The 20308-nt window shown below is 65.7% G+C and carries 15 protein-coding genes; 5 read left to right on the top strand and 10 right to left on the bottom strand.

The annotated features are described in order from the left end of the window. Nucleotides 1-5: 5 nt before the first annotated feature. Genes QNI11_RS17665 through QNI11_RS17655 form a run of 3 tightly spaced genes read right to left on the bottom strand, consistent with a single transcriptional unit; the run spans nucleotide 6 to nucleotide 3208 of the window. Entirely contained in the window at nucleotides 6-854 is an 849-nt protein-coding gene (locus tag QNI11_RS17665; RefSeq protein WP_370312297.1) for an ABC transporter permease, read from the bottom strand. A 21-nt stretch (nucleotides 855-875) separates the two neighbouring features. Beyond that, a complete protein-coding gene (locus tag QNI11_RS17660) occupies nucleotides 876-2030 on the bottom strand; it encodes a PotD/PotF family extracellular solute-binding protein (RefSeq protein WP_283981145.1) in 1155 nt (384 codons plus the stop codon). 35 nt (nucleotides 2031-2065) lie between these two features. Continuing rightward, nucleotides 2066-3208, bottom strand: coding sequence for an ABC transporter ATP-binding protein (locus QNI11_RS17655; RefSeq protein WP_373418450.1), 1143 nt, complete (start codon nucleotides 3206-3208; stop codon nucleotides 2066-2068). A gap of 129 nt (nucleotides 3209-3337) precedes the next feature. Here QNI11_RS17655 and QNI11_RS17650 point away from each other — a divergent pair, with 129 nt between their 5' ends. Further along, nucleotides 3338-4156, top strand: a complete 819-nt coding sequence (locus QNI11_RS17650; RefSeq protein WP_100929307.1) for a helix-turn-helix transcriptional regulator — start codon at nucleotides 3338-3340, stop codon at nucleotides 4154-4156. Between the two features lie 204 nt (nucleotides 4157-4360). Here QNI11_RS17650 and QNI11_RS17645 read toward each other — a convergent pair whose 3' ends face one another. From QNI11_RS17645 to QNI11_RS17620, 6 genes are all read right to left on the bottom strand, one after another. Beyond that, nucleotides 4361-5689 (bottom strand): TRAP transporter large permease, encoded by a 1329-nt coding sequence (locus QNI11_RS17645; protein WP_100929308.1) that lies wholly within the window; start codon nucleotides 5687-5689, stop codon nucleotides 4361-4363. Continuing rightward, complete coding sequence (locus QNI11_RS17640; RefSeq protein WP_283981143.1) at nucleotides 5686-6249, bottom strand: TRAP transporter small permease subunit; 564 nt, start codon at nucleotides 6247-6249, stop codon at nucleotides 5686-5688. Before QNI11_RS17640 ends, QNI11_RS17645 begins: the two co-directional genes overlap by 4 nt. Before the next feature lie 82 nt (nucleotides 6250-6331). Beyond that, nucleotides 6332-7390, bottom strand: a complete 1059-nt coding sequence (locus tag QNI11_RS17635) for a C4-dicarboxylate TRAP transporter substrate-binding protein (protein WP_283981142.1) — start codon at nucleotides 7388-7390, stop codon at nucleotides 6332-6334. A 51-nt stretch (nucleotides 7391-7441) separates the two neighbouring features. Then, entirely contained in the window at nucleotides 7442-9823 is a 2382-nt protein-coding gene (locus QNI11_RS17630) for a xanthine dehydrogenase family protein molybdopterin-binding subunit (protein WP_283981141.1), read from the bottom strand. Beyond that, on the bottom strand, nucleotides 9820-10320 hold the full coding sequence (locus QNI11_RS17625; RefSeq protein WP_283981139.1) for a (2Fe-2S)-binding protein: 501 nt from the start codon (nucleotides 10318-10320) through the stop codon (nucleotides 9820-9822). The genes QNI11_RS17630 and QNI11_RS17625 overlap by 4 nt, the downstream gene beginning before the upstream one ends. Continuing rightward, a complete protein-coding gene (locus tag QNI11_RS17620) occupies nucleotides 10317-11150 on the bottom strand; it encodes a xanthine dehydrogenase family protein subunit M (RefSeq protein WP_283981138.1) in 834 nt (277 codons plus the stop codon). The genes QNI11_RS17625 and QNI11_RS17620 overlap by 4 nt, the downstream gene beginning before the upstream one ends. Before the next feature lie 150 nt (nucleotides 11151-11300). Here QNI11_RS17620 and QNI11_RS17615 point away from each other — a divergent pair, with 150 nt between their 5' ends. Further along, on the top strand, nucleotides 11301-11933 hold the full coding sequence (locus QNI11_RS17615; protein WP_283981137.1) for a TetR/AcrR family transcriptional regulator: 633 nt from the start codon (nucleotides 11301-11303) through the stop codon (nucleotides 11931-11933). 81 nt (nucleotides 11934-12014) lie between these two features. Here the strand turns inward: QNI11_RS17615 and QNI11_RS17610 are convergent, their stop codons facing one another. Next, complete coding sequence (locus QNI11_RS17610) at nucleotides 12015-16238, bottom strand: ExeM/NucH family extracellular endonuclease (protein ID WP_283981136.1); 4224 nt, start codon at nucleotides 16236-16238, stop codon at nucleotides 12015-12017. 580 nt (nucleotides 16239-16818) lie between these two features. Here QNI11_RS17610 and QNI11_RS17605 point away from each other — a divergent pair. From QNI11_RS17605 to QNI11_RS17595, 3 genes are all read left to right on the top strand, one after another. Beyond that, nucleotides 16819-17775, top strand: coding sequence for a TAXI family TRAP transporter solute-binding subunit (locus QNI11_RS17605; RefSeq protein WP_283981135.1), 957 nt, complete (start codon nucleotides 16819-16821; stop codon nucleotides 17773-17775). A gap of 70 nt (nucleotides 17776-17845) precedes the next feature. Next, nucleotides 17846-19921: a TRAP transporter permease gene (locus QNI11_RS17600; protein ID WP_283981134.1), complete on the top strand. Its 2076-nt coding sequence runs from the start codon at nucleotides 17846-17848 to the stop codon at nucleotides 19919-19921. Further along, nucleotides 19918-20307, top strand: coding sequence for a DUF1850 domain-containing protein (locus QNI11_RS17595; protein ID WP_283981133.1), 390 nt, complete (start codon nucleotides 19918-19920; stop codon nucleotides 20305-20307). Before QNI11_RS17600 ends, QNI11_RS17595 begins: the two co-directional genes overlap by 4 nt. Nucleotide 20308 lies beyond the last annotated feature (1 nt).

The following is a 20308-nucleotide window of genomic DNA, read 5'->3' as shown; positions in this document are numbered from 1 at the left end:
CCGCCTCACATCAACGCGACATCGTCGCGGCCCGCGCCGAAGCGTTTCACAAGGCGGGAATAGATCGCGACCGTGATCAGCATGATGATCACCAGGGCCACCGCCACGGCCGAGCCGAAGGCCCAGTTGCGCGATTGCAGGAACAGGTCCACCAGCGCATTGCCGACGAAGAACACCTTGCCGCCGCCGAGGATCGCGGGGATCAGGAATTCGCCCATGAGCAGGATGAAGACCAGCATCGACCCGGTCAGCACGCCGGGCATCGACAGGGGCAGGGTGATCTGAAGGAAGGACCTCCACGGAGGCGTGCCGAGGTCGGCGGCCGCTTCGAGCAGGCGCAGGTCGAGCTTTTCCAGCGCGACGTATATCGGGAAGACCATCAGCGGCAGGTAGCCGTAGACGATCCCCACCAGCACCGCGAAGGGGCCGTTCAGCATCCGGATGTCCTCGAACCCGAAGGTCGCCAGAAGCGCGGGCAGACCCTTGCCGCCGAGCAGGAAGATCCATGCGTAGGAGCGGATCAGGATCGAGGTCCAGAACGGCACGATCACCAGCACCAGCAGCATCGTCTTCCACCTGGGCGACACACGGATCGCCAGGAAATAGGCCAGCGGGTAGGCGATCAGCAGGGACAGGAGGGTGCCCACCGGCGCGAGCGTCAGCGTGTTACGGAACGCCGCGAACCGCGCCGGGAGGTTTGCGTATTGTTCGAGCGTGAAGCCCGGAGCGTAACCGCCGATGGCGCTGCGCTCGCCGAAGGAAAAGATCAGGACGACGGCCAGGGGCAGCAGCAGGAGGGCTGCATACCACAGCGCCGCCGGTGTCAGCAGCAGCGCCCTTGCGCGGCTTCGGATCATGGCCATCGTCCCTTGTCCTTACGCCGACTTGAACCGCGCCATGACCTCGGCCCGGTTGGGGTCGGTCAGCGTCACCGCGGCACCGAATTCCAGCGGGGTCAGCGCCTCGGCAGCCGGATAGAGGATCGGATCGTTCAGCAGCTCTTCGGGCAGCAGCGCGTTGGTGCGGCTGTCGGCCACCGGATAGCCGTGGGCCAGCGCCTCGCGGGCGTTCACCTCCGGATCCAGCAGGTAGTTGATCAACGCGTAGGCCGCGTCCTTGTGCGGCGCGTCCTTCGGGATGGCGTAGTAGTCCGACCAGATCTCTCCGCCTTCCTTGCCGAGGGCAAAGCCGATCTCGGGCATGTCGGTATTCAGCTGCTTGCCGTCGCCGGTCCAGCACATGGTCAGCCAGGCATCGCCGTTGCGCATCGCCGGCTGGTAGTCCGACGAAATCGCGTAGAGGTGCGGCTTGACCTCGATGAGCAGCTTCTCTGCCTGCGCCAGCTCCTCCGGGTCGACCGAGTTGAAGCTGAAGCCGTGATAGACAAGCGCGTTGCCGATGGTGGTCAGCTGGTAGTCATGCACCATGACCCGCCCGTCGAACTGATCGCGTGCGCCGTCGAAGAAGGTCTTCCAGCTGTCCACCACGCCGCCGGTCTTGTCGGTGTTGAAGGCGATGCCGGTCGTGCCCCAGTTCTTCGGCACGGCATAGACGGTGCCGTCGATCGTGCCCGCGTCGGAGAATCGCGGATCGAAGGAGGCGGGATCGAAGTTCGGGATCTTCGACAGGTCCAGCGGCTCGATCAGGTCGGCCTCGACGTATGTCGGGATGGCATAGTTCGTCGGCACGAACACGTCCCAGCCGGAGCCGCCCGCCTGGATCTTGGCCAGCATCTCCTCGTTCGAGCCGAAGACGTTGACCTGCGTGTAGGCGCCGGTCTCTTCGGTGAACATGTCGAAATTCGCCGGATCGTGGTAGTTTGGCCAAGTGGCCAGCACGACCCTGTCGCCGATGTCCTGGGCGCGGGCGCGCGACGGCAGCAGCCCGGGCAGAGCGCCGCCCATCACTGCCATCGCCGTCCCGAGGCCGGTGACGTTCAGGAAGTGCCGCCGCGTGACAGAGCCTTTCTGGTAGCGGCGCAGCTCCTCCATGAAGGCGGTGCGCGATAACGGTTTCTGTTCGTTTTTCATTTTCGTTTTCCCTAGTTGGACAAAGTCAGGATCACTCAGGTGTCGGCGGCAAGAACGAGGCCCGTTCCCGCCGGCCAGAGGACATGGACCATTGCGCCCACGTCGTGTTCGCCCACGGCTCTTGCGGCCTGTCTCGGCGCGTTGACCTGCAGCGAACCGATGCCTTCGGCTTGCAGCAGATATTCGGTTCTGTCCCCCAGGAAGGTGCGGTGCGTGACTCGGGCGGGGATCGCGGCCGCGTCGCCTGCGGGTGCGTCTTCCCTGCTCAGGCTCAGCGCCTCGGGACGGACGGCGATCTCGGCGGTCGTACGGGTGTCGTCGGGCGCGTCCCGCACGATGACCCGGGCGCCGTTGCCGAGAACGGCCTGCGCCATGCCCCCCTGCCGCCCGGTGATCTGGGCCGTCACGATGTTGGCCTTGCCGACGAAGTCCGCAACGTAGCGGCTGCGCGGACGGTCATAGAGATCCTGTGGCGTGCCCACCTGGGCGATGCGCCCATGCCCCATGATGCAGATGCGGTCCGACATGGACAGCGCCTCTTCCTGGTCGTGGGTCACGAGGACGAAGGTGATGTTCAGGCTGCGCTGCAGCTCCAGCAGTTCGCGCTGCATCTCGCCGCGCAGCTTGGCGTCCAGCGCGGCCATCGGCTCGTCCAGAAGCAGGATCTGCGGTTCGTTGATGACGGCGCGGGCCAGCGCCACGCGCTGCTGCTGCCCGCCCGAGAGTTCCCAGATGCGGCGCGCGCCGAAGTCCTCCAGCCGGACACGGGCGAGAGCGGTTGCGACCTTGTCGGCAATCTCGGCCTTGGACAGGCGCGGGCGCACCTGGCGCAGGCCGTAACCCACGTTCTGCGCAACGGTCATGTGCGGAAACAGCGCGTAGTGCTGGAACACCATGTTGACCGGGCGGCGGTAAGCGGGCACCGCGCTGACATCCTTGCCGTCGATCAGCACCGCGCCCGAGGTCGGCTGTTCGAACCCTGCCAGCATCCGCAGGGCCGTGGTCTTGCCGCAGCCCGACGGGCCGAGAAAGGACAGGAACTCGCCGCGCCGGATGCGCAGGTCGATGCGGTCGGCGGCCAGCACGTCGCCGAACCGCTTGGTCGTTCCGGCGAATTCCGCCACCGCGTCATGGGAAGACACCTGCGTGCCATCTGCTGTGAACGGTTCCTGGATCATCGTCTTCTTCATGCCGCCTGTCCGTTTGGCCGCTTCTCTCCGAAAGGTCTTGCGCGCCGTGGCATATGCCTTCAATTTTCAAAACGGTATGGAAACGGCCTGTGGCTGTATATATCACAAAGGGCATAGATGGTCGCGAAACTGCAGCTTTCAGATTGGGTCGCCGCCAGCGCCGAGGTTGTCCTGGCGCTCGACACGCCGCGCTTTGCCAAGGCGCTGACGGATGCCCTGCGGTGCGTGGTTCCGTTCGAATTCACCGTGATCTTCGCCTATCACCGAGACAGCCGACCGCTTGATATATATGATAATTTTCCACCCGGGAAACGTGAGGTCATGGTCGATGCCTACCAGGAGGGGCCATACCTGCTCGACCCGTTCTACCTGCATTCCGTCGCGCCCACGGCCTCGCGGCTGGCGCGGTTGCGCGATCTCGCGCCGGACCGGTTTTACCAGGCGGAATATTTCAGAAACTACTATGTGCAAACCGGACTTGCCGAAGAAATAGGCTTTATTGTCGATGTCGGTGAGGGGGTGAGCGTCGTGATTTCCGCCATGCGGGAACACAAGGTCTTTTCGTCGCGTGAGTTCCGCGATCTGCAGGCTGTCTTTCCCTTCGTCGAGGTCTGCGCACGGCGGCACTGGCACGGGCTGGCCGCGAAATTCTCGGACCGCCCGCATTCCGAAGAGCCGCGCCTGTCCCGGCTGATCGAGGAGTCCTTCCAGCGCTTCGGACGCAATCTGCTGACCCCGCGCGAAGCCGAGATCGTTGAGTACACGCTAAAGGGCTATTCCGCCGAATCGACGGGCGCCGCCCTTGGGATTGCCACCGGCACGGTGCGGATTCACCGGCGCAATATCTACGGCAAGCTGGGCGTCAGCTCTCAGGGCGAGTTGTTCTCCAACTTCATCTCGTCGCTCGACGAATACGGATCCGTGCGTGAGACCTGAAGCGGACGGGGCCGCGCAGACCATTGCCGTCGGCGGCCTTGTCCGGTGGTAACATGACTTTCCACGGGTCACGGGCCTGTCCGGGGAAGAAATCTTGGCCGGAAAGACGGCCAAGGCGGGGCGACCTGACATCCTCGGAACAATGCACGCGGCCGGTGGCACGCGGGCGCAGGTCGCGGCACTGAACGCGCAGTCCGACCACGGTTACAGGAAGAGCGTCACCGTCACCGGGGCGAGGGTCACGAGGACCAGCACCAGCAGCATCACGGCGATGAACGGCAGGGTGGCGGCAAAGATCTGTTCGACCGACACGTCGGGATCGTTCAGCGTGTTGTGCACCGTGAAGACCGATATCCCGAAGGGCGGTGTCAGCAGTCCGATCTCCACCGCGATCACCGTGACAATCCCGAAGTGCATCAGGTCGAGCCCCATGTTCTGCGCGATGGGGGCGGCGATGGGCACCATGATCAGCAGGATCGACGTGCTGTCGAGGATCATCCCCATCAGCAGGATGATCGCCGCGTAGAAGAAGATGAACCCCAGCGGCCCGAACCCGGAGTCGGAGACCAGCCCGGCGATGGCGTTGGGCAGACCGGCGATGGCCAGCATCCGCGAATAGAACGACGCCGCGATCAGGAGCAGCAGGATCGAGACGGAAATCACCCCGGTCTGCTTCATCACCTGCCAGAGCTTGTGCCGGTCGAGGCTCCGGCGGGAAAGGGCGACCACGAGTGCACCGAAGGCGCCGACGCCCCCCGCCTCGGTCGGGGTGAAGAACCCGGTGTAGAGCCCGCCCAGCACGAGGATCACAAGCAGGATGATGGGGATCATCTTGCGGATCATCTCGTCCAGCGGCATCGGCGTGATCTCCCGGTCGAGCCTGCGGGCGCGTGTGCTGTCGGGATCGGTCAGCACGAACTTCGGTGCGACGATGGTCAGGCCGATCAGCATGACGACGAATCCGCCCGCCAGCAGCAGGCCGGGGATGATGCCCGCGATGAACATGCCGCCGATAGAGACTTCGGCCAGCACGCCGTAGATGATGAGCAGAAGGCTCGGGGGGATCAGCATCCCCAGAACGGACGACCCCGCAACGGTGCCCGCCGAGAAGGCGGGGCGGTATCCGTGGCGCGTCATCTCCGGCACCGCGACGCGGGTGAAGACCGCGGCAGAGGCGATGGAAACCCCGGTGACGGCGGCGAAGACGGTGTTGGCGGCGACGGTGGCGACACCCAGCCCGCAGATCATCCGGCGAAGCAGTTCCTCCGCCACGGCGAAGGTGTCGCGCCCGACGTTCGAGACGCTGACCAGTAATCCCATCAGGACAAACAGCGGGATGGTGGCAAAGAGGTAGTCGGCGATCCCGGAGTAGGCGGTCAGCTCCAGCATCCGGAAGGCCAGCCCGATGTTGTCGCGGATGATCCAGATACCGACGAAGGCGACGGAAAACAGCGCGTAGGCGATCTGCATCCCCAGAAGGACAAGCGCGATCAGCACCGCGATCAGGATGAAGCCGATGGTCAGGGTGGTCATTGCGCGGCCTTCATCGTTTCGAATTCCCGCGTGACCCGGTAGAGGGCCGCGAGCGTTGCCGTTGCGGCGCCCAGCACGGTGATCCCGCGGAAGGGCCATGTGGGGATCGTCCATACCCCCTGGACGCCGAAGAACTCGGCCGTGGTCCAGGCGGAGGTGAACTTCGGCCACGACGCCCAGACGACCAGTGCGAAGACGACGGCGCCGGTGATGCAGAACAGGATCTCGAGCACGGAGACCGCGGCGGGCGAGGTGCGCCCGATGCGCCGGACAAGGAAATCCGCCCGGGTGAGGCGGCGTTGCAGGATGGCGGCGGGCACCTGAAGGAACACGATGGCGACGACGGTGCGGGCGGCGATCTCCGACACTCCGGTGATGGGCAGGTCGAGCAGGTTGCGCCCGATGACATCCGCCACGATCAGCAGCATCAGCGCCCCGATGGCGGCGGTGCCGACTGCCGACATGGCCGCCGCAAGACTGCCGAGCGCAGCACCCAGCGGAGACTCGGCAAAGGCCGGGACGAACTGGTCTTCGGTATCGACGGGGCTGTCGTCGCTCATGGATGCCTGCCTTTGCAGTAGGGGTCAGCCCGACCTTCCGGGATCGGGCTGACAGGGATCAAGACGGTCGTATGTGACAGGCTCAGAGCCCTTCGGCCCAGTTCCGGGTCGGTGTCGCGCCCCGTTCCGCCAGCGCGTCGAAGTAGGCCTTGAGCACGGTCTTGCCCGCATCGCCGGTCTGCTCCAGCCAGGGCTCGACGATGTTCGGCAGGCCGTTGACCCACTTCGCCTTTTCTTCTTCCGGCAGCTGGTGGACCGTCAGGCCGGCGGCCTGCATTTCGTCCATGGCCCGGGCGGCGAGGTCGGCCACGTAGTCGCCATGCGCCACGGACGTCGCCTTGGCCGCCTCGCGGAAGGCCTCCTGCACCGGGGCGGGCAGACCCTCGAAGAAGTCCTTGTTCGCCGCGATCCCGCCGAAATACATCGAGCCGATGCCGACGCGGGTCAGTTCGGGGGCAACCTCGTAGACGCGGGTCGGCAGGATGCCTGAGGCGAAGGAGAGGGTGCCCTCGGTCACGCCGGTCTGGATGTTGGTGTAGTAGGTGGTCAGCGCACCGTCGACCGGCGTGGCGCCCGTGTCCCGCAGCCAGTTGGCCGAGGTGCCCGGCGCGTTCAGCTTGCGGTTCTGCAGGTCTTCCATCGTGTTGACGGGGAAGGTTGCGTAGATATCGTAGCTGTCGGTGATCAGCGACGACAGGTGCACCATGCCGTTCTCCGCCCACGAGTCCTTCAGCTCCGGCAGGTTCTCCGAAAGGTCATCGAAGATCTCGATGATCATGCGGTGATCCTCGGTCGCGAAGGGCGTGAAGTAGGTCACGTTCTGAAGCGGCATGTTCGCCCCTTCCCAGACCGTGCCGACCATGCCGACATCGACGATGCCGTCCATCACCGCCTCGCGCGTGTCGGTGAACTTGTAGAGCGTGCCCGCATAGCTCTCGACCCAGTCGACCTGATACTCGTTGCCGTTCTCGGCAAGGATGCGGTTCACCTCCGGCTGGAAGGTGTTCTTCATCGCGTAGACCCAGATGTTGGCCTCCGGGTGCGACGAGCCGATGTTGACCGTGATGCTCTGCTGCGCCAGTGCGGCGCCGCCCATCAGCACCGCCATCGCGGTGGTGGTCGCAAGTTTCATGAAAGTCATGGTTGTTCCTCCCTGGTTCGGGGCGCGCTCCCGTCGCGCCCGTCGATTGGTTCAGTCCTCGAATGCCCCGAGCGCACGCAGGATGCGCTCCGGGGTGAAGGGCATCTCGGTGACCTGCGCCCCGAGCGGGCGCAGGGCGTCGTTGATTGCGTTCATGACAGCCGCCGGGGCCCCGGCTGTGCCAGCCTCTCCCGCCCCCTTGGCGCCGAGTTCGCTTTCGCTGGTGGGCGTCTCGACGTGGCCGATCTGCATGTCCGGCATCTCGCCGGCCATCGGCACAAGGTAATCCGCCATCGAGCCGTTCAGCAGCTGGCCGTCGCTGTCGTAGTGGATTTCCTCGTAAAGCGCGCCGCCGAGGCCCTGCACGATGCCGCCCCGGATCTGTTCGTCGACAAGCTGCGGGTTGATGACCCGCCCGCAATCCTCCACGCACCAGTGCTTCAGCAGGGTGACGACGCCGGTTTCGATATCGACCTCGAGGTAGGACGCCTGCACGCCGTTGGTGAAGGCGAAGGGGTAGTCCATCGTGATGAAGTGCCGGGTCTGCACCAGTTCGCGGGGCAGACCCTTGGGCAGGGTGTCGCCGCGGAAATAAACGATGCGGCCCAGTTCCTCCAGCGGGAGGCGCTCTTCGCCGGTGTCGGTGTTCACCACCTGCCCGTCGCGGATGTCGAGCGCACCGGCATCCGCCTGCAACATCGACGCCGCGACTTCGAGGATCGACTGGCGCAGGGCACGTGCGGCCTGCAGCGCGGCCTCGCCGCCGATGCCTGCCCCGCGCGACGCCCATGTGCCGCCGCCGTAGGGTGTGACCTGGGTATCGCCGGTGATGACGCGCACGGAGGAGGGCGGCACGCCGACGCCTTCGGCGACGACCTGGCTCAGCATCGCTTCGGTGCCCTGTCCCTGCTCGGTCACCCCGGACAGCGCAACGATGGAACCATCGGGGTCCATGCGGACAGTGCAACCGTCCTGAGCCGAGATCCGCGCCCCGCCGATGCCGTACATGAAGGGCGAGGGGTTCGTCAGTTCGATGAAGGAGGCGATGCCGATGCCGCGGTACTTGCCCTGCTTCCGCGCCTCGGCCTGGTCCGCACGCAGCGCGTCGTAGTCCATCATCGCGATGAGCTTGTCCATCGAGGCGTGATGCGACAGCCCCTCGAACCGCATCTTGGCGGGCGAGGTCACGGGGTATGCGTCGTCGGCGTACATGTTACGGCGCCGGATCTCGACCGGGTCCATGCCGATGGCGGCGGCGGCCATGTCCACCAGCCCCTCGGTGATCGCCACGGCGATGGGATGGCCCACCGCGCGATACTGGCAGGTCGGGGTCTTGTTCTGGAAGACGACCGTCGTCTGCGCGCGGTAGTTGGCAAAGTCGTAGGGGCCGCCGCAGAGGTTCACCACCTGGTTGCCCTCGATGGCCGAGGTGCGGGGATAGACCGAATAGGGCCCGATGCCGGTCCAGTCGTCGACGTCGATGGCGAGGATCTTTCCCTCCGCATCCACCGCGATCTTCGCCTCGATCTCGTGGTCGCGGGCGTGGATGTCGGTCGAGAAACTCTCCAGCCGGTCGGCGATGAACTTTACCGGGCGCCCCATGATCTTGGCGATGGCGGCGGTTGCGACCTCGTCCGGGTAGACGTGCACCTTGATCCCGTAGGACCCGCCCACGTCGCCGCAGATCACCCGCACCCGGCTTTCGGGAATGTCGAGGTGCTGGGCCAGAACCGTTTGGATCATGTGCGGCGCCTGAGTGGCGTGGTAAGCCGTCATCTGCCCCTCGGCCGGGTTCCAGTCGACGAGGATGGAACGGGGTTCGAGCGTGACGCCGGTGTGCCGCGCGGTGCGGAAGCTCGCAGAGATCACCCTGTGGGCCGAGGCCATCGCGGCCTCCACGTCGCCTTCTTCGTGCAGCCGCCGGAAGGCGAGGTTGTCGCCGAGGTCGGGATGGATCACCGGCGTGCCGGCATCGAGCGCGGTCATCGTGTCGGTGACGACCGGAAGCGGCTCGTAGTCCACGTCGATCCGTGCGGCGCCGTCCTCTGCCGCGGCGCGGGTCGTGGCGACGACGGCCACCACCGGCTCGCCCACCCATGTCGCGCGGTCGACCGCCAGCGCGTGCTGCGGCGGGGACTTCAGACCCTTCAGGTGCGCCAGAACGGCCACCCATGGCGTGCATACCTCGGCCAGATCCGCGCCGGTAAAGACCCGCAGCACGCCCTTCACGTCCTTCGCATCGGCAAGGTCGATCCGCTTGATCCGGGCATGGGCAAAGGGCGACCGGACAAAGGCCACATGCACCATGCGGGGCAGGGTGATGTCGTCCACGTAACGCCCGCGCCCCTGCACCAGCTTGGCGGCGTTGGGGCGGGGGACCGTCTTGCCGATGTAGGAATTGGGACGGTCGGGGTTTCCGAATGCGATGGTCATGCGCGGTCCTCCTCGGCGCGCGCGTGCGCGACACTTTCGACCGCGTCCACGATGGCCTCGTAGCCTGTGCAGCGGCAGTAGTTGCCGGACAGGTGTTCCCGGATCGCCGCCCGCGAGGGGACGGTGCCACCCTTCAGCAGTTCCTCTGCAGCGACCAGCATACCCGGCGTACAGAACCCGCATTGCAGCGCGTTGCGCGCGACGAAGGCGTCCTGCAGATCGGTGATCGTGCCGGTGTCGGTCAGCCCCTCGATTGTCCAGACCTCTGCCCCGTCGGCCTGCGCGGCCAGCATCAGGCAGCCCCGGACCGCCTGACCGTCCACCCGGACGGTGCAGGCCCCGCAGACGCCGTGTTCACAGCTCGCGTGGGCGCCGGTCAGGCCCAGTTCGGTGCGCAGGAAATCGACGAGGTGTTGACCTGCGGGCACCCGTGCCTCGACCGGTTCGCCGTTCACCGTCAGCGATACGTCTACCTTGTCGCGGAAGGCCTGTGTCATGCGTTGTCTCCTTCGATGCGCGCCACGGCCCGCCGCAGGAGCACGCCTGCCAGATGCCGCCGGTAGCTGCCGCTTGCCTGTGTGTCGGAGGGGGGATCGATCTCGGAGCGCAGTGCCTCGACCGCTGCATCTATGTCGCCCGCATCGAGCGCCTGCATCGCACCGCGCGCCAGCGTCGGCACCGGCCCGGCAGAGAACACCGACAGCCTGTGCCCAGCCTTGCGCCGCACGAGGCAAAGGCCGGTCAGAGCATAGTCGCCGGAGCGGCGCGCGACTTCCTCGATGATCTGGACTTCGCCTGCCTCGGCCTTCGGCACGGAAATCGCCGTCAGGATCTCGTCCTCCTCGAGCGCCGTGGTAAAGACGTCCTCGAAGAAGTTCTCCACGGGAATGTCGCGGGTGCCGTTGGCGCCGCTTGCGTGCAGCGTCCCACCAAGTGCGAGGGCGCAGGCCGGGAACTCCGCCGCCGGATCGGCATGGGCCAGCGCGCCGCCGATGGTGCCGCGGTTGCGGACCGCGGCGTGGGCGATGTAGCGGACGGCCTCGGCCAGAAGCGGCGCGTGGGTACGGATCATCGGGTCGCTGCCGACCTGTGCATGCCGGGTCAGCGCGCCGATGCGCAGGAGGTCGCCGTCCTCGGCCACGCCGGACAGCTCCGAAATCCGGGAGATGTCGATCAGCATGTCGCCTTCGGACAGACGCATGTTCATCGCTGCGACAAGGCTCTGGCCACCTGCCAGGAAACGACCCGCGCCGTCCGACTGGGCCATCAGCTCCAGCGCGTGCGCCACGTCGACAGCCCGGGCATATCCGCCCGCCGATGCCTTCATGTTGGTATCCTCCCTACATGAGCGCGACCCGTCCTTTGACGATTATTGATCGTCTGCTCACTCTTGTTGAGCGGATGATCTATAAAAATGTGAGCATTACAAGAAAAATTTGCTAAACGGGTTCCGGGACAACGAGCCAGGGACACCGTCGTGGACAACCAGACCGAACAGGACAGGGACACGGCCGCACGCCGGAGATTGCCTCCGCAGGAGCGGCGCGAGCAGATCGTGAACGAGGCGGTGCGCTTCTTCGCCGAGGTCGGGCTGGAGGGGAACACCCGCCAGCTGGCGAAGCGGCTGGGGGTCACGCAATCCCTTCTTTTCAAGTACTTCGCCACCAAGGAAGAGCTGCTGGAAGCGGTCTACGAGAAGGTCTATCTGGGTCGCCTGTCCAACGACTGGCCCGACCGGCTGACCGACCGTTCAGTGCCCCTGAGGACGCGGCTTCTGGCGTTCTACACCGAGTACAGCGGGCTGATCTTCGAACATGACTGGATGCGGATCTTCATGTTCTCGGGTCTTGCCGGGGCGGCCCTGAACAACCGTTACCTCAAACACCTGGGCGACGTGATTCTCCGTCCCGTGCTGGCGGAAACGGCGGCTTTGACCTCCGGTCCGACGCAGCCGACCATGGAGGACCTGTGGAACCTGCACGGCGGGATCGTCTACATCGGCATCCGCACGCACATCTACAGCCTGCCCGCGCCGGACAATCCGGAAGAGGTCATCGCGCGGGCCATCGACAAGTATCTGCGGTTCTTCGGCATCCCCGACGACGCGTGACTGGCCTCGCGGGGACACACCGCAAAGAAAAAGCGCGGCCCGATGAAGGCCGCGCTTTGATGTCGTTCGGATGGTGCCGGATCAGACGTAGTTGAAGTCCAGCCCGAAGATCAGCGGATCGTGGTCCGACGAGGCGTAGATGCCATCGTTGTAGAACGCCGGGTCGTTGAAGCTGGTGTCGTAGCCGATCAGGCCGGGTTCGTCGGCGTTGATGTGCCACTCCGCCGCGCCGGTGACATGCGCCGCCAGCGCCGTGTCGGCCAGACCCTGATCCAGCGTGCCCCGCTGGCCATCGAAGACGTAGGAGTAGGCCTCGTCCTGACCGCCCGGCACGAAGGTGTCGATCAGGTCGACGAGCCCCGCGTCGTCATCGAGATACTGGACCGCGTCCTCCTCGGCATAGGAGTTCATGTCGCCGAGCAGGGCGTAGTTGGTGGTGCCGCCGCCGTTGTAGGTGTTGGCGATCCAGTCGGCGAGTTCCACCGCCGCATCGAGGCGGACACCGTTCCAGAAGCCCTGACCGTCGCCCTGATCGAAGTTCGGATCGGCGTAAAGATCGGCCAGCAGACCCTCGACCGTCGCGTAGTTGGCGTTGCCCGCGTTGTTCGTCAGCCACGTTTCGGCGTCGCCCGCGAGGTCGTCGAGGCCGCTCGCCCCCTTGGACTTGAAGTGCGACGAGACGACGGTAAACGTGTTGCCGCTGGCATCCTCGAAGGTCGCGGCGACCGAAGGCCGGTTGCGCTGGTAGTCGTCGAAACTGCTGCCGATGTAGCTGGCGAGATCGGAGGCGATGGCCGCCGTCGCGTCCGCCGAAGGTTCCGCGTAGACGAGGTACTCGGAGTGCAGCAGCGTCACGGAGGAGGAGTCGTAGATGATCCCCGTGGTTATCGCGTCCTCGCCGATGAAGTCCCCGGTGCCGGTCGGATCGACGTAGGCATAGGTGGCAGATGTGCCCTCGGCGTTCAGCAGGTCGACCAGCGTGCCGATGGCGGTGGTGCCGTTGTTCTCGATCTCCTGCAGGGCAAGGACCTCGGCGCCGGTGCCGATGATGCCGTCCACGATCTTGGCGGACTGGCGGGCGAATTCCTCCGCCGTGTCGGCGCCGCGCGGATCGAGATCTCCGTTCGGTCCGGTCGCGTTGGAGCCCTGGTCGATCGTGGTGAAGAAGTTCAGCACGTTGTAGGAGGCCACCTGCAGGCTGCCGCCCACGTCGGGCGCGGTGGTCGGACGCGGGTTCGCGCTTTCGTCGAAGACCAGCGTGTCCGTCACCTGCAGCGTCCACTCGTCGAAGGAGTAGCCCAGCACGCCCTCGATCGGCTGCGCGATCTCGGTGCCGAGACGCACGGTGGTGCCGCTGTCGCCGAAGTCGTCGTCCTTGTCGAGATAGTCGTTGCTGTCCAGCGGGTTGCTGTCGGGAATGTACTGGAACTCGTCGGGGTTCTGGCTGGTCAGCCCATCATCCAGGAGGAGCGAGGCATTGGCGTTCTTCTCGGCCAGCGCCGCGATTTCCGCCTGTTCGGTCTGCGCATCGTAGATCTGCGTCGGCTGCACCTGCGTGCCCGCCGAGACCGAGATCTGGCCGTAACGGGCGAGGTTGTAGTTCTCGTTGATCGTCAGCGCATCCGTGGTGCCGGAGATGACCTCCAGTCGCATGCCCTCGAGGCTCTCCCAGTCCGGCGCGGTGTCCGGCGACAGGGCCACCACCGTTGCGGCGGGCAGCGGGTTGCCGGAGGACTGGACCACGACGCCCGACACGGAGGTGATTTCCGTCAGGCCGAAGTACTCCGTGACCGACCCCGTGACCTCGACAAGATCCCCGAGCGTGACGGCATAGCCGCCGCCGGTGTAGACGTAGATGCCTTCGGAGGTGGCGGTGTCGCCGTCGCTGTCGCCGTCTTCTTCCTGCAGCCAGAAACCCTCGTCCGTCAGTGCGGTGACGATGGCAGATGCGGTGACCTGCTGGCCGACCATTCCGGAGGCATCGCCCGATCCCTGGATCTCCGAGATCAGGGTGATGTCCTCGACCGGCGGTTCGACCACGGCATCCGGGTCGGCGGTGACGATGACGTTGTCGAGGTAGACCGCCTCGCTGCCGGAGTTGCTGTCGAACTCCACGATCAGCTGCGCGCTGTTCACCGAGGCGTCGACCGTGGCCGAGAGGGTGTTCCACGCGCCCTCGATGCCCAGGTCGTCGATGTCCTGCCCGGTCGAGTCGAGCAGGATGACCTCACCCGCGTCGGTGGCGACGTAGACCTTCAGCAGGTCGTCGGATTCGTAGCCGGTCGACTGCAGGAAATAGTCGATGGAGAAGGTCAGTTCGCCCACGTCGGTCAGGTCGAGCGTGTCGAAGGACATCCGCAGCAGGCCGTCGCCGTCCGACAGTTCGTACCCCTGAAGGCCATCGGTGTAGGCGCCGACGACACCGGCGTAGTCCTGCACGCCGACAAAATCGCCGTCCGACAGGCCCACGTCGCCGCGCGTGTTCACCCATGTCAGGTCAAAGCCGAGCTGCCCGGCAGAGGCGGCGGTGCTGTCCACGGTCGCAAGGCCCGGACGGTTCGGCACCTCGGCCTCCTCGCCAAGCGCGGTCGGACCGTCGGCGGCATCGTCGAGCTGGTACTGCGCCCCGGTGGCCTCGGTCTCGAAGCTCTGGGTCACCTGGAAGATCTCTTCCAGCCTCACGTTGTCGACGTACACAGCCTCCGCTGCGGCATTGGAATCGACCTCGACCACCAGCGACGCCTCGGTCACGCCATCGGGCAGCTTGGTGGACAGGTTCTGCCATGCGCCCTCGATGTCGAGGTCGTCGATGTCCTGCCCGGTGGTGTCGATCAGGGTGAAGGTGCCGAGGTTGGTTTCGACGACGATCCGCAGCAGGTCGTCCGTTTCCCAGCCCGTCTCCACGAGGAAGGTGTCGAGAGAGACCTTCACAACGTGGTTCTCGGTACGGTTGGACAGGTCGATGGTGTCGAAAGTCAGGCGCAGCAGGCCGTCCGAATCCGACAGCTCGTAGCCCTGCTGCCCTTCGCTGAAGGCGCCAACGTCGCCCGCGAAGGACTGCACGCCAATCCAGTCGCCGTCCGAGATACCCACGTCGTTGCGGGTGTTCTCCCACTCCAGGTCATAACCCCAGAGCCCGGTGGAGGCCTCGGTGCTGTCGACGCTCGCAAGGCCGGCCACGTTGGGCAGATCGACGATTTCGCCCAGTTGGCTCAGGCTGCCTGCCGCCGGATCGTATTCGTACCGGCTGCCGGTGGCTTCGGTCTCGAACCCCTGCGTGACGAGGAGCTTCTCCGAAACATCGCTGACTGTGACGGTGATCGCCCGCTCGTCGCGCGCGCCGTATTCGTCGGTGACCACGACGGTCAGTTCGTAGGTGTTGTCGGTGTCCGCATCGGCGGGCGCCTCGTAGTCCGGCGCGCCAACGAAGGTGATGGTGCCGTCCTCGGCGATCTGGAACAGCGCCGCGTCGTCACCTTCGAGCGAGTAGGTCAGCACCGCGCCGTTGTCGACGTCCGTGGCAGAGACCGTCATAACCGCGGTGGTGTTCTCATCAATCGTGATCGCCGGGTCGGAGACGGTCAGCACCGGTGCGTCGTTGGTGCCGGTGACGGTCACGGTGACGGTTGCGGTGTCGGTCCCGCCGTAGCCGTCATCGACCGTGTAGGTGAAGGTGTCCTCCACCGTCTCGCCCTCGGCCAGTTCGTCGAAGGCCGGGGTGTAGGTGATCTGCCCGTCGGCCATGGTGACCGTCGCCCCCCGCGCAGAGGTGCCGTCGACGGCTATGATCGTCAGCGTGTCGCCGTCGAACTCGGTGTCGTTTGCCAGCAGGTCGGCGGTGTCGAGGGTGACGGCCTCGGTCTCCGTGGTGGCGGCGGTGTCGTCGCCTGCCAGCACGGCATTGTTGGTCCCGTCGAGGTAGAGCGTGTAGTCGTCCGCTTCGAAATAGAGCGCCTCGACCTGCTTCAGCACGTCGATGGAGGTCACGGCGCCCTGCGCATCGGTGGTCGTCACGATCGCGGTGGATGCGTTCAGGGCGTGGTGCTTGCCCTTCTTCAGACCCGAGAGGGCAATGTCCGCGTCGAGGATCGAGCCGGAATAGACCACGGTGTCGAAGCCACGGTCGCCCATGATGAAGTCGAGACCGTCAGAGGCGATCACCGTGTCATCGCCGCTCCGGCCGAAGATGAAGTCCGTGCCCTCGGTGCCGGTCAGCTCGTCGCCGCGGCGGGTCCCGAATTCGAAATTGAACGGATTGGTGAAGGCACGGCCAAAGGCCCGGCCGTTAAGCGGATTGTGAAACATGGAATGGCCCCGTTGATGTCTTTCGTTGTTTCCTGACAGCCTTTGGTAACAGAGCCTTGACGTCCAGTTTTTTGAGCTCCGCGTACAACGTCAGCGCGAGTTTTTGCCGATTGGTCAAAAATCTGCAGGGAATATTGGCGCCTGCCGTAAAGGCACTTTTGGGTGACGTAAGGACGCTTTTGGCCTTGTAGCCGCTTCGGGTTGGGCCCCGGCGCGGGCAGAACGCGTGACGCGCGGCGATGATTCGGGGCTGGGTCTGGCGCAATGGGGCAGATGAACGCGCATGGCATCGTCGGGCCTACCCGGTCCGGCGGGTATGGTCGTGGGAACGGCCAGCCAAGGCACCGGAATGCAGGGAAACGCCGACCGCTCGATGCATCTGCCATTGCGAAAAGCCCGCCCGCCTGCGAACCGGCGGTAATCAAGGCCATGCAGTCCCCCGGGCAATTATTCGCCACGGACCGGGCAACGGATTGCCCGCCATTTCCGGCCTGAACACGCCTATTCTTTGAGATTTTCCGGGCGCCACTGTTCCTTGATGCCGATCGTCCCACGGGCGATCAGCACAAGGGAGGATACCATGAACTATCTCACAGCCGCACTGCGCGGGACCGTCGCCGCATCCATCATCCTGGTCGGCGCAACCGGCGCCCATGCCCAGAACTTCGTGAACGTACTCACCGGGGGCACCTCGGGCGTCTACTATCCGCTCGGCGTCGGCCTGTCGAACATCTACGCCGAGAACATCGACAAGGTGCGCACGCAGGTGCAGTCCACCAAGGCGTCGGTCGAGAACCTGAACCTGCTGCAGGACGGCCGGGGCGAGATCGCCTTTGCGCTGGGTGACAGCGTCGCGGCGGCATGGGCCGGGGATACGGAAGCCGGTTTCCCGCAGAAGCTGGACAAGCTGCGCGGCATCGCGGGCATCTATCCGAACTACGTCCAGCTCGTCGCGCTTCAGGAAAGCGGCGCGACCACGCTGGCGGATCTCGCCGGCAAGGGTGTCTCGGTCGGCGCGCCTGCGTCCGGCACGGAACTGAACGCGCGCGCGATCATGGGGGCGGCGGGCATGTCTTACGACGACCTCGGCAAGACCGAATATCTGCCGTTCGCGGAGTCGGTCGAACTGATGAAGAACCGCCAGCTCGACGCGACGCTGCAGTCTGCGGGCCTTGGCGTGGCGTCGATCCGCGACCTGTCGACCTCGGTCCCGATCACCGTGGTGGAGATCCCCGCATCCATCGCCGAAACCCTCGGCGCGCCTTACCAGGCGGCGACGATTCCCGCGGGCACATACGAGGGGCAGGAAAGCGATGTCCCGACCGTGTCCATTGCCAACTACCTCGTGACGCATTCCGACGTGTCGGACGAACTCGCCTACCAGATGACCAAACTGCTGTTCGAGAACATCGAGACACTGACCTCGTCGCACCAGGCGGCGGCGCAGATCAAGCTCGAGAGCGCGCTCGAAGGCATGCCGATCCCGCTGCACCCCGGCGCGGAACGCTTCTACCGGGAACAGGGCCTGATCAACTGATCGGAGGCTGACCCACGGCGCCGCGTGCCCCTCGCGCGCGGCGCGCGTTCCGTTTGCAAGGAAGACCGACATGACTGACCAAGCCGCCCCGCCTGTCTCGGCGGAGACCCATGGCGTCACCTTTCCGGCCGGACGGGTCGGACGTGTCCTGTTCTGGATCGCCGTGATCTTTTCGCTGTTTCAGATCGCCACCGCCGCCCACCTTCTGGACATGCCCAGCCAGATCGTGCGGGCCATCCACGTGGGCTTCCTGATGGCGCTGACTTTTCCGCTGGTGGCCTACGCCCGCGACGCGTGGCCTGTCCTACGCGCCCTTGCCTGGGTGCTGGCCGCCGCGGGCATCCTCGTGGCCTGCTACCAATGGGTCGAATACCAGGACCTGATCCTGCGCGCGGGCCGCCCGACCGGCGCCGATATCGCCGTCGGGGTCATAGCTCTCGTCACCGTCTTCGCCGCTGCCTACTGGATGATGGGCATGGCGTTGCCGATCATTGCGGGCCTGTTCCTGCTGTACTGCCTTTTCGGCGAGTATCTACCGTATCCGCTGGACCACCGCGGCTACGCCTTCGAGCAGGTGATCGACCACATGGCCTTCGGTACCGAAGGCATCTACGGCATCCCGATTTACGTGTCCTCGACCTACATCTTCCTGTTCATCCTGTTCGGCTCGTTCCTGGAACGGGCGGGGATGATCCAGTTGTTTACAGACGTGTCCATGGGGCTCTTCGGGCACCGGCAGGGTGGTGCGGCGAAGGTGTCGGTCGTGTCGTCGGGCCTGATGGGGACGATCTCCGGCTCCGGCGTCGCCAACGTGGTGACGACCGGGCAGTTCACCATTCCGCTGATGAAGCGCTTCGGCTACCGGGCAGAGTTCGCGGGCGGCGTCGAATCCACCGCCTCGATGGGCGGCCAGATCATGCCGCCGGTCATGGGGGCCGTGGCCTTCATCATGGCCGAGACGCTGGACGTTCCTTACGTCGAGGTCGTCAAGGCGGCGCTGGTCCCGGCGATCCTCTACTTCGCCTCCGCCTTCTGGATCGTGCACCTCGAAGCGGGCAAACACGCGCTGCGCGGCCTGCCGAAGGAGGACTTGCCGTCCCCCATGAAGGCGGTGCGCGAGGGCTGGATGCTGCTGGTGCCGCTGGGGGTGCTCGTCTACCTGCTGTTCGGGGGCTACACGCCGCTGTTTGCGGGCACGGTCGGGCTTGGCCTGACGGTCCTGCTGATCCTCGGCGGTTCCATCGTGCTGGGCCTGCCGTCACCGGCGCTCAGGACGGTGTTCTGGATCGGGCTCGGCCTTGTCACCGCGGCCTTCCTGCAGTTCGGCACCAACATCCTCTTCATCGCCATCGCGGCCCTCCTTGCCTGGTGCGCGCTGACGAAAGGCGGGCGCGAGACGCTGGCCCTGATCCGCGACAGCCTGGCTGAGGGCGCCCGCACGGCGCTGCCGGTGGGTGTGGCCTGCGCGCTGGTGGGCGTGATCATCGGCACCATGACCCTGACCGGGGCGGCCAACACCTTCGGCCAGTTCATCGTCGCCATCGGGCAGGAGAACCTGTTTCTGTCGCTGGTGCTGACGATGGTCACCTGCATCTTCCTCGGGATGGGGATCCCCACGATCCCCAACTACATCATCACCTCGTCCATCGCGGGACCGGCGCTTCTGGACCTGGGCGTGCCGCTGATCGTCAGCCACATGTTCGTCTTCTACTTCGGCATTCTCGCGGACCTCACACCCCCCGTGGCGCTGGCCTGTTTCGCGGCTGCCCCGATTGCGAAGGCGAATGGCCTCAGGATCTCGATGGAGGCGATCAAGGTCGCGGCGGCAGGTTTCGTCATCCCCTTCATGGCGGTCTACACGCCGGTCCTGATGCTGCAGCCGGGCGGTCCCCTGGCGGAGGCAATCGGCTTCTGGCCCGCCGTGGCCTACGTGGTGTTCAAGACCGCCGTGTCGATCATGCTCTGGGGCATCGCGGTGATCGGCTGGTTCGGCCACAGGCTCGGCTGGCCGGTGCGGGCCCTTGCCATGGTCGCGGCCTTCACGCTGATTGCCTCCGTGCCGATGACGGACGAGATCGGCTTTGCACTGGTGTTGCTCACCGCCGGGCTGATCTGGTTCGGCGGGCGCAAAGCGGCGCAGGCATGAGCGCGCTGTGCATCGGTGCTGCCGTGGCCGCGCTGGCGGCGCCGCAGTTCACCCTGTCATGGACGCATTCGGTGGAACGCACCGGCTGGAAGGAGACATGGGTGGTGGAAGAGGACGCGCTGCGGCTTGTCCGGAGCGCGGTTCAGGGGTCTGGCGCCGGGATGGAACCCGGCCTGGACGCCCGGCTGCAGGACGGCTGGTGGGTCTGGGACAGCGACTTGCGGGTGCCGGAACTGATGCTCGCCGCCTCCGGCGCGACGGTGGGCGGATGGGAGCTGTGCACGGGGTCGGTCTGCCGCGAGATCGGCGCCACGCCCGGCGCGCCGGTGCGCATCGCCCCCTGCGACGAAGACAGTTCCGCCGCCGTGGCTCTCGTGTCAGAGTGAC

Source organism: Sagittula sp. MA-2, assembly GCF_030126985.1.
Classification (GTDB): Bacteria; Pseudomonadota; Alphaproteobacteria; order Rhodobacterales; family Rhodobacteraceae; genus Sagittula.
The sequence above is the reverse complement of the archived record's forward strand: the minus strand, read 5'-3'. Positions and strand labels throughout refer to the sequence as shown.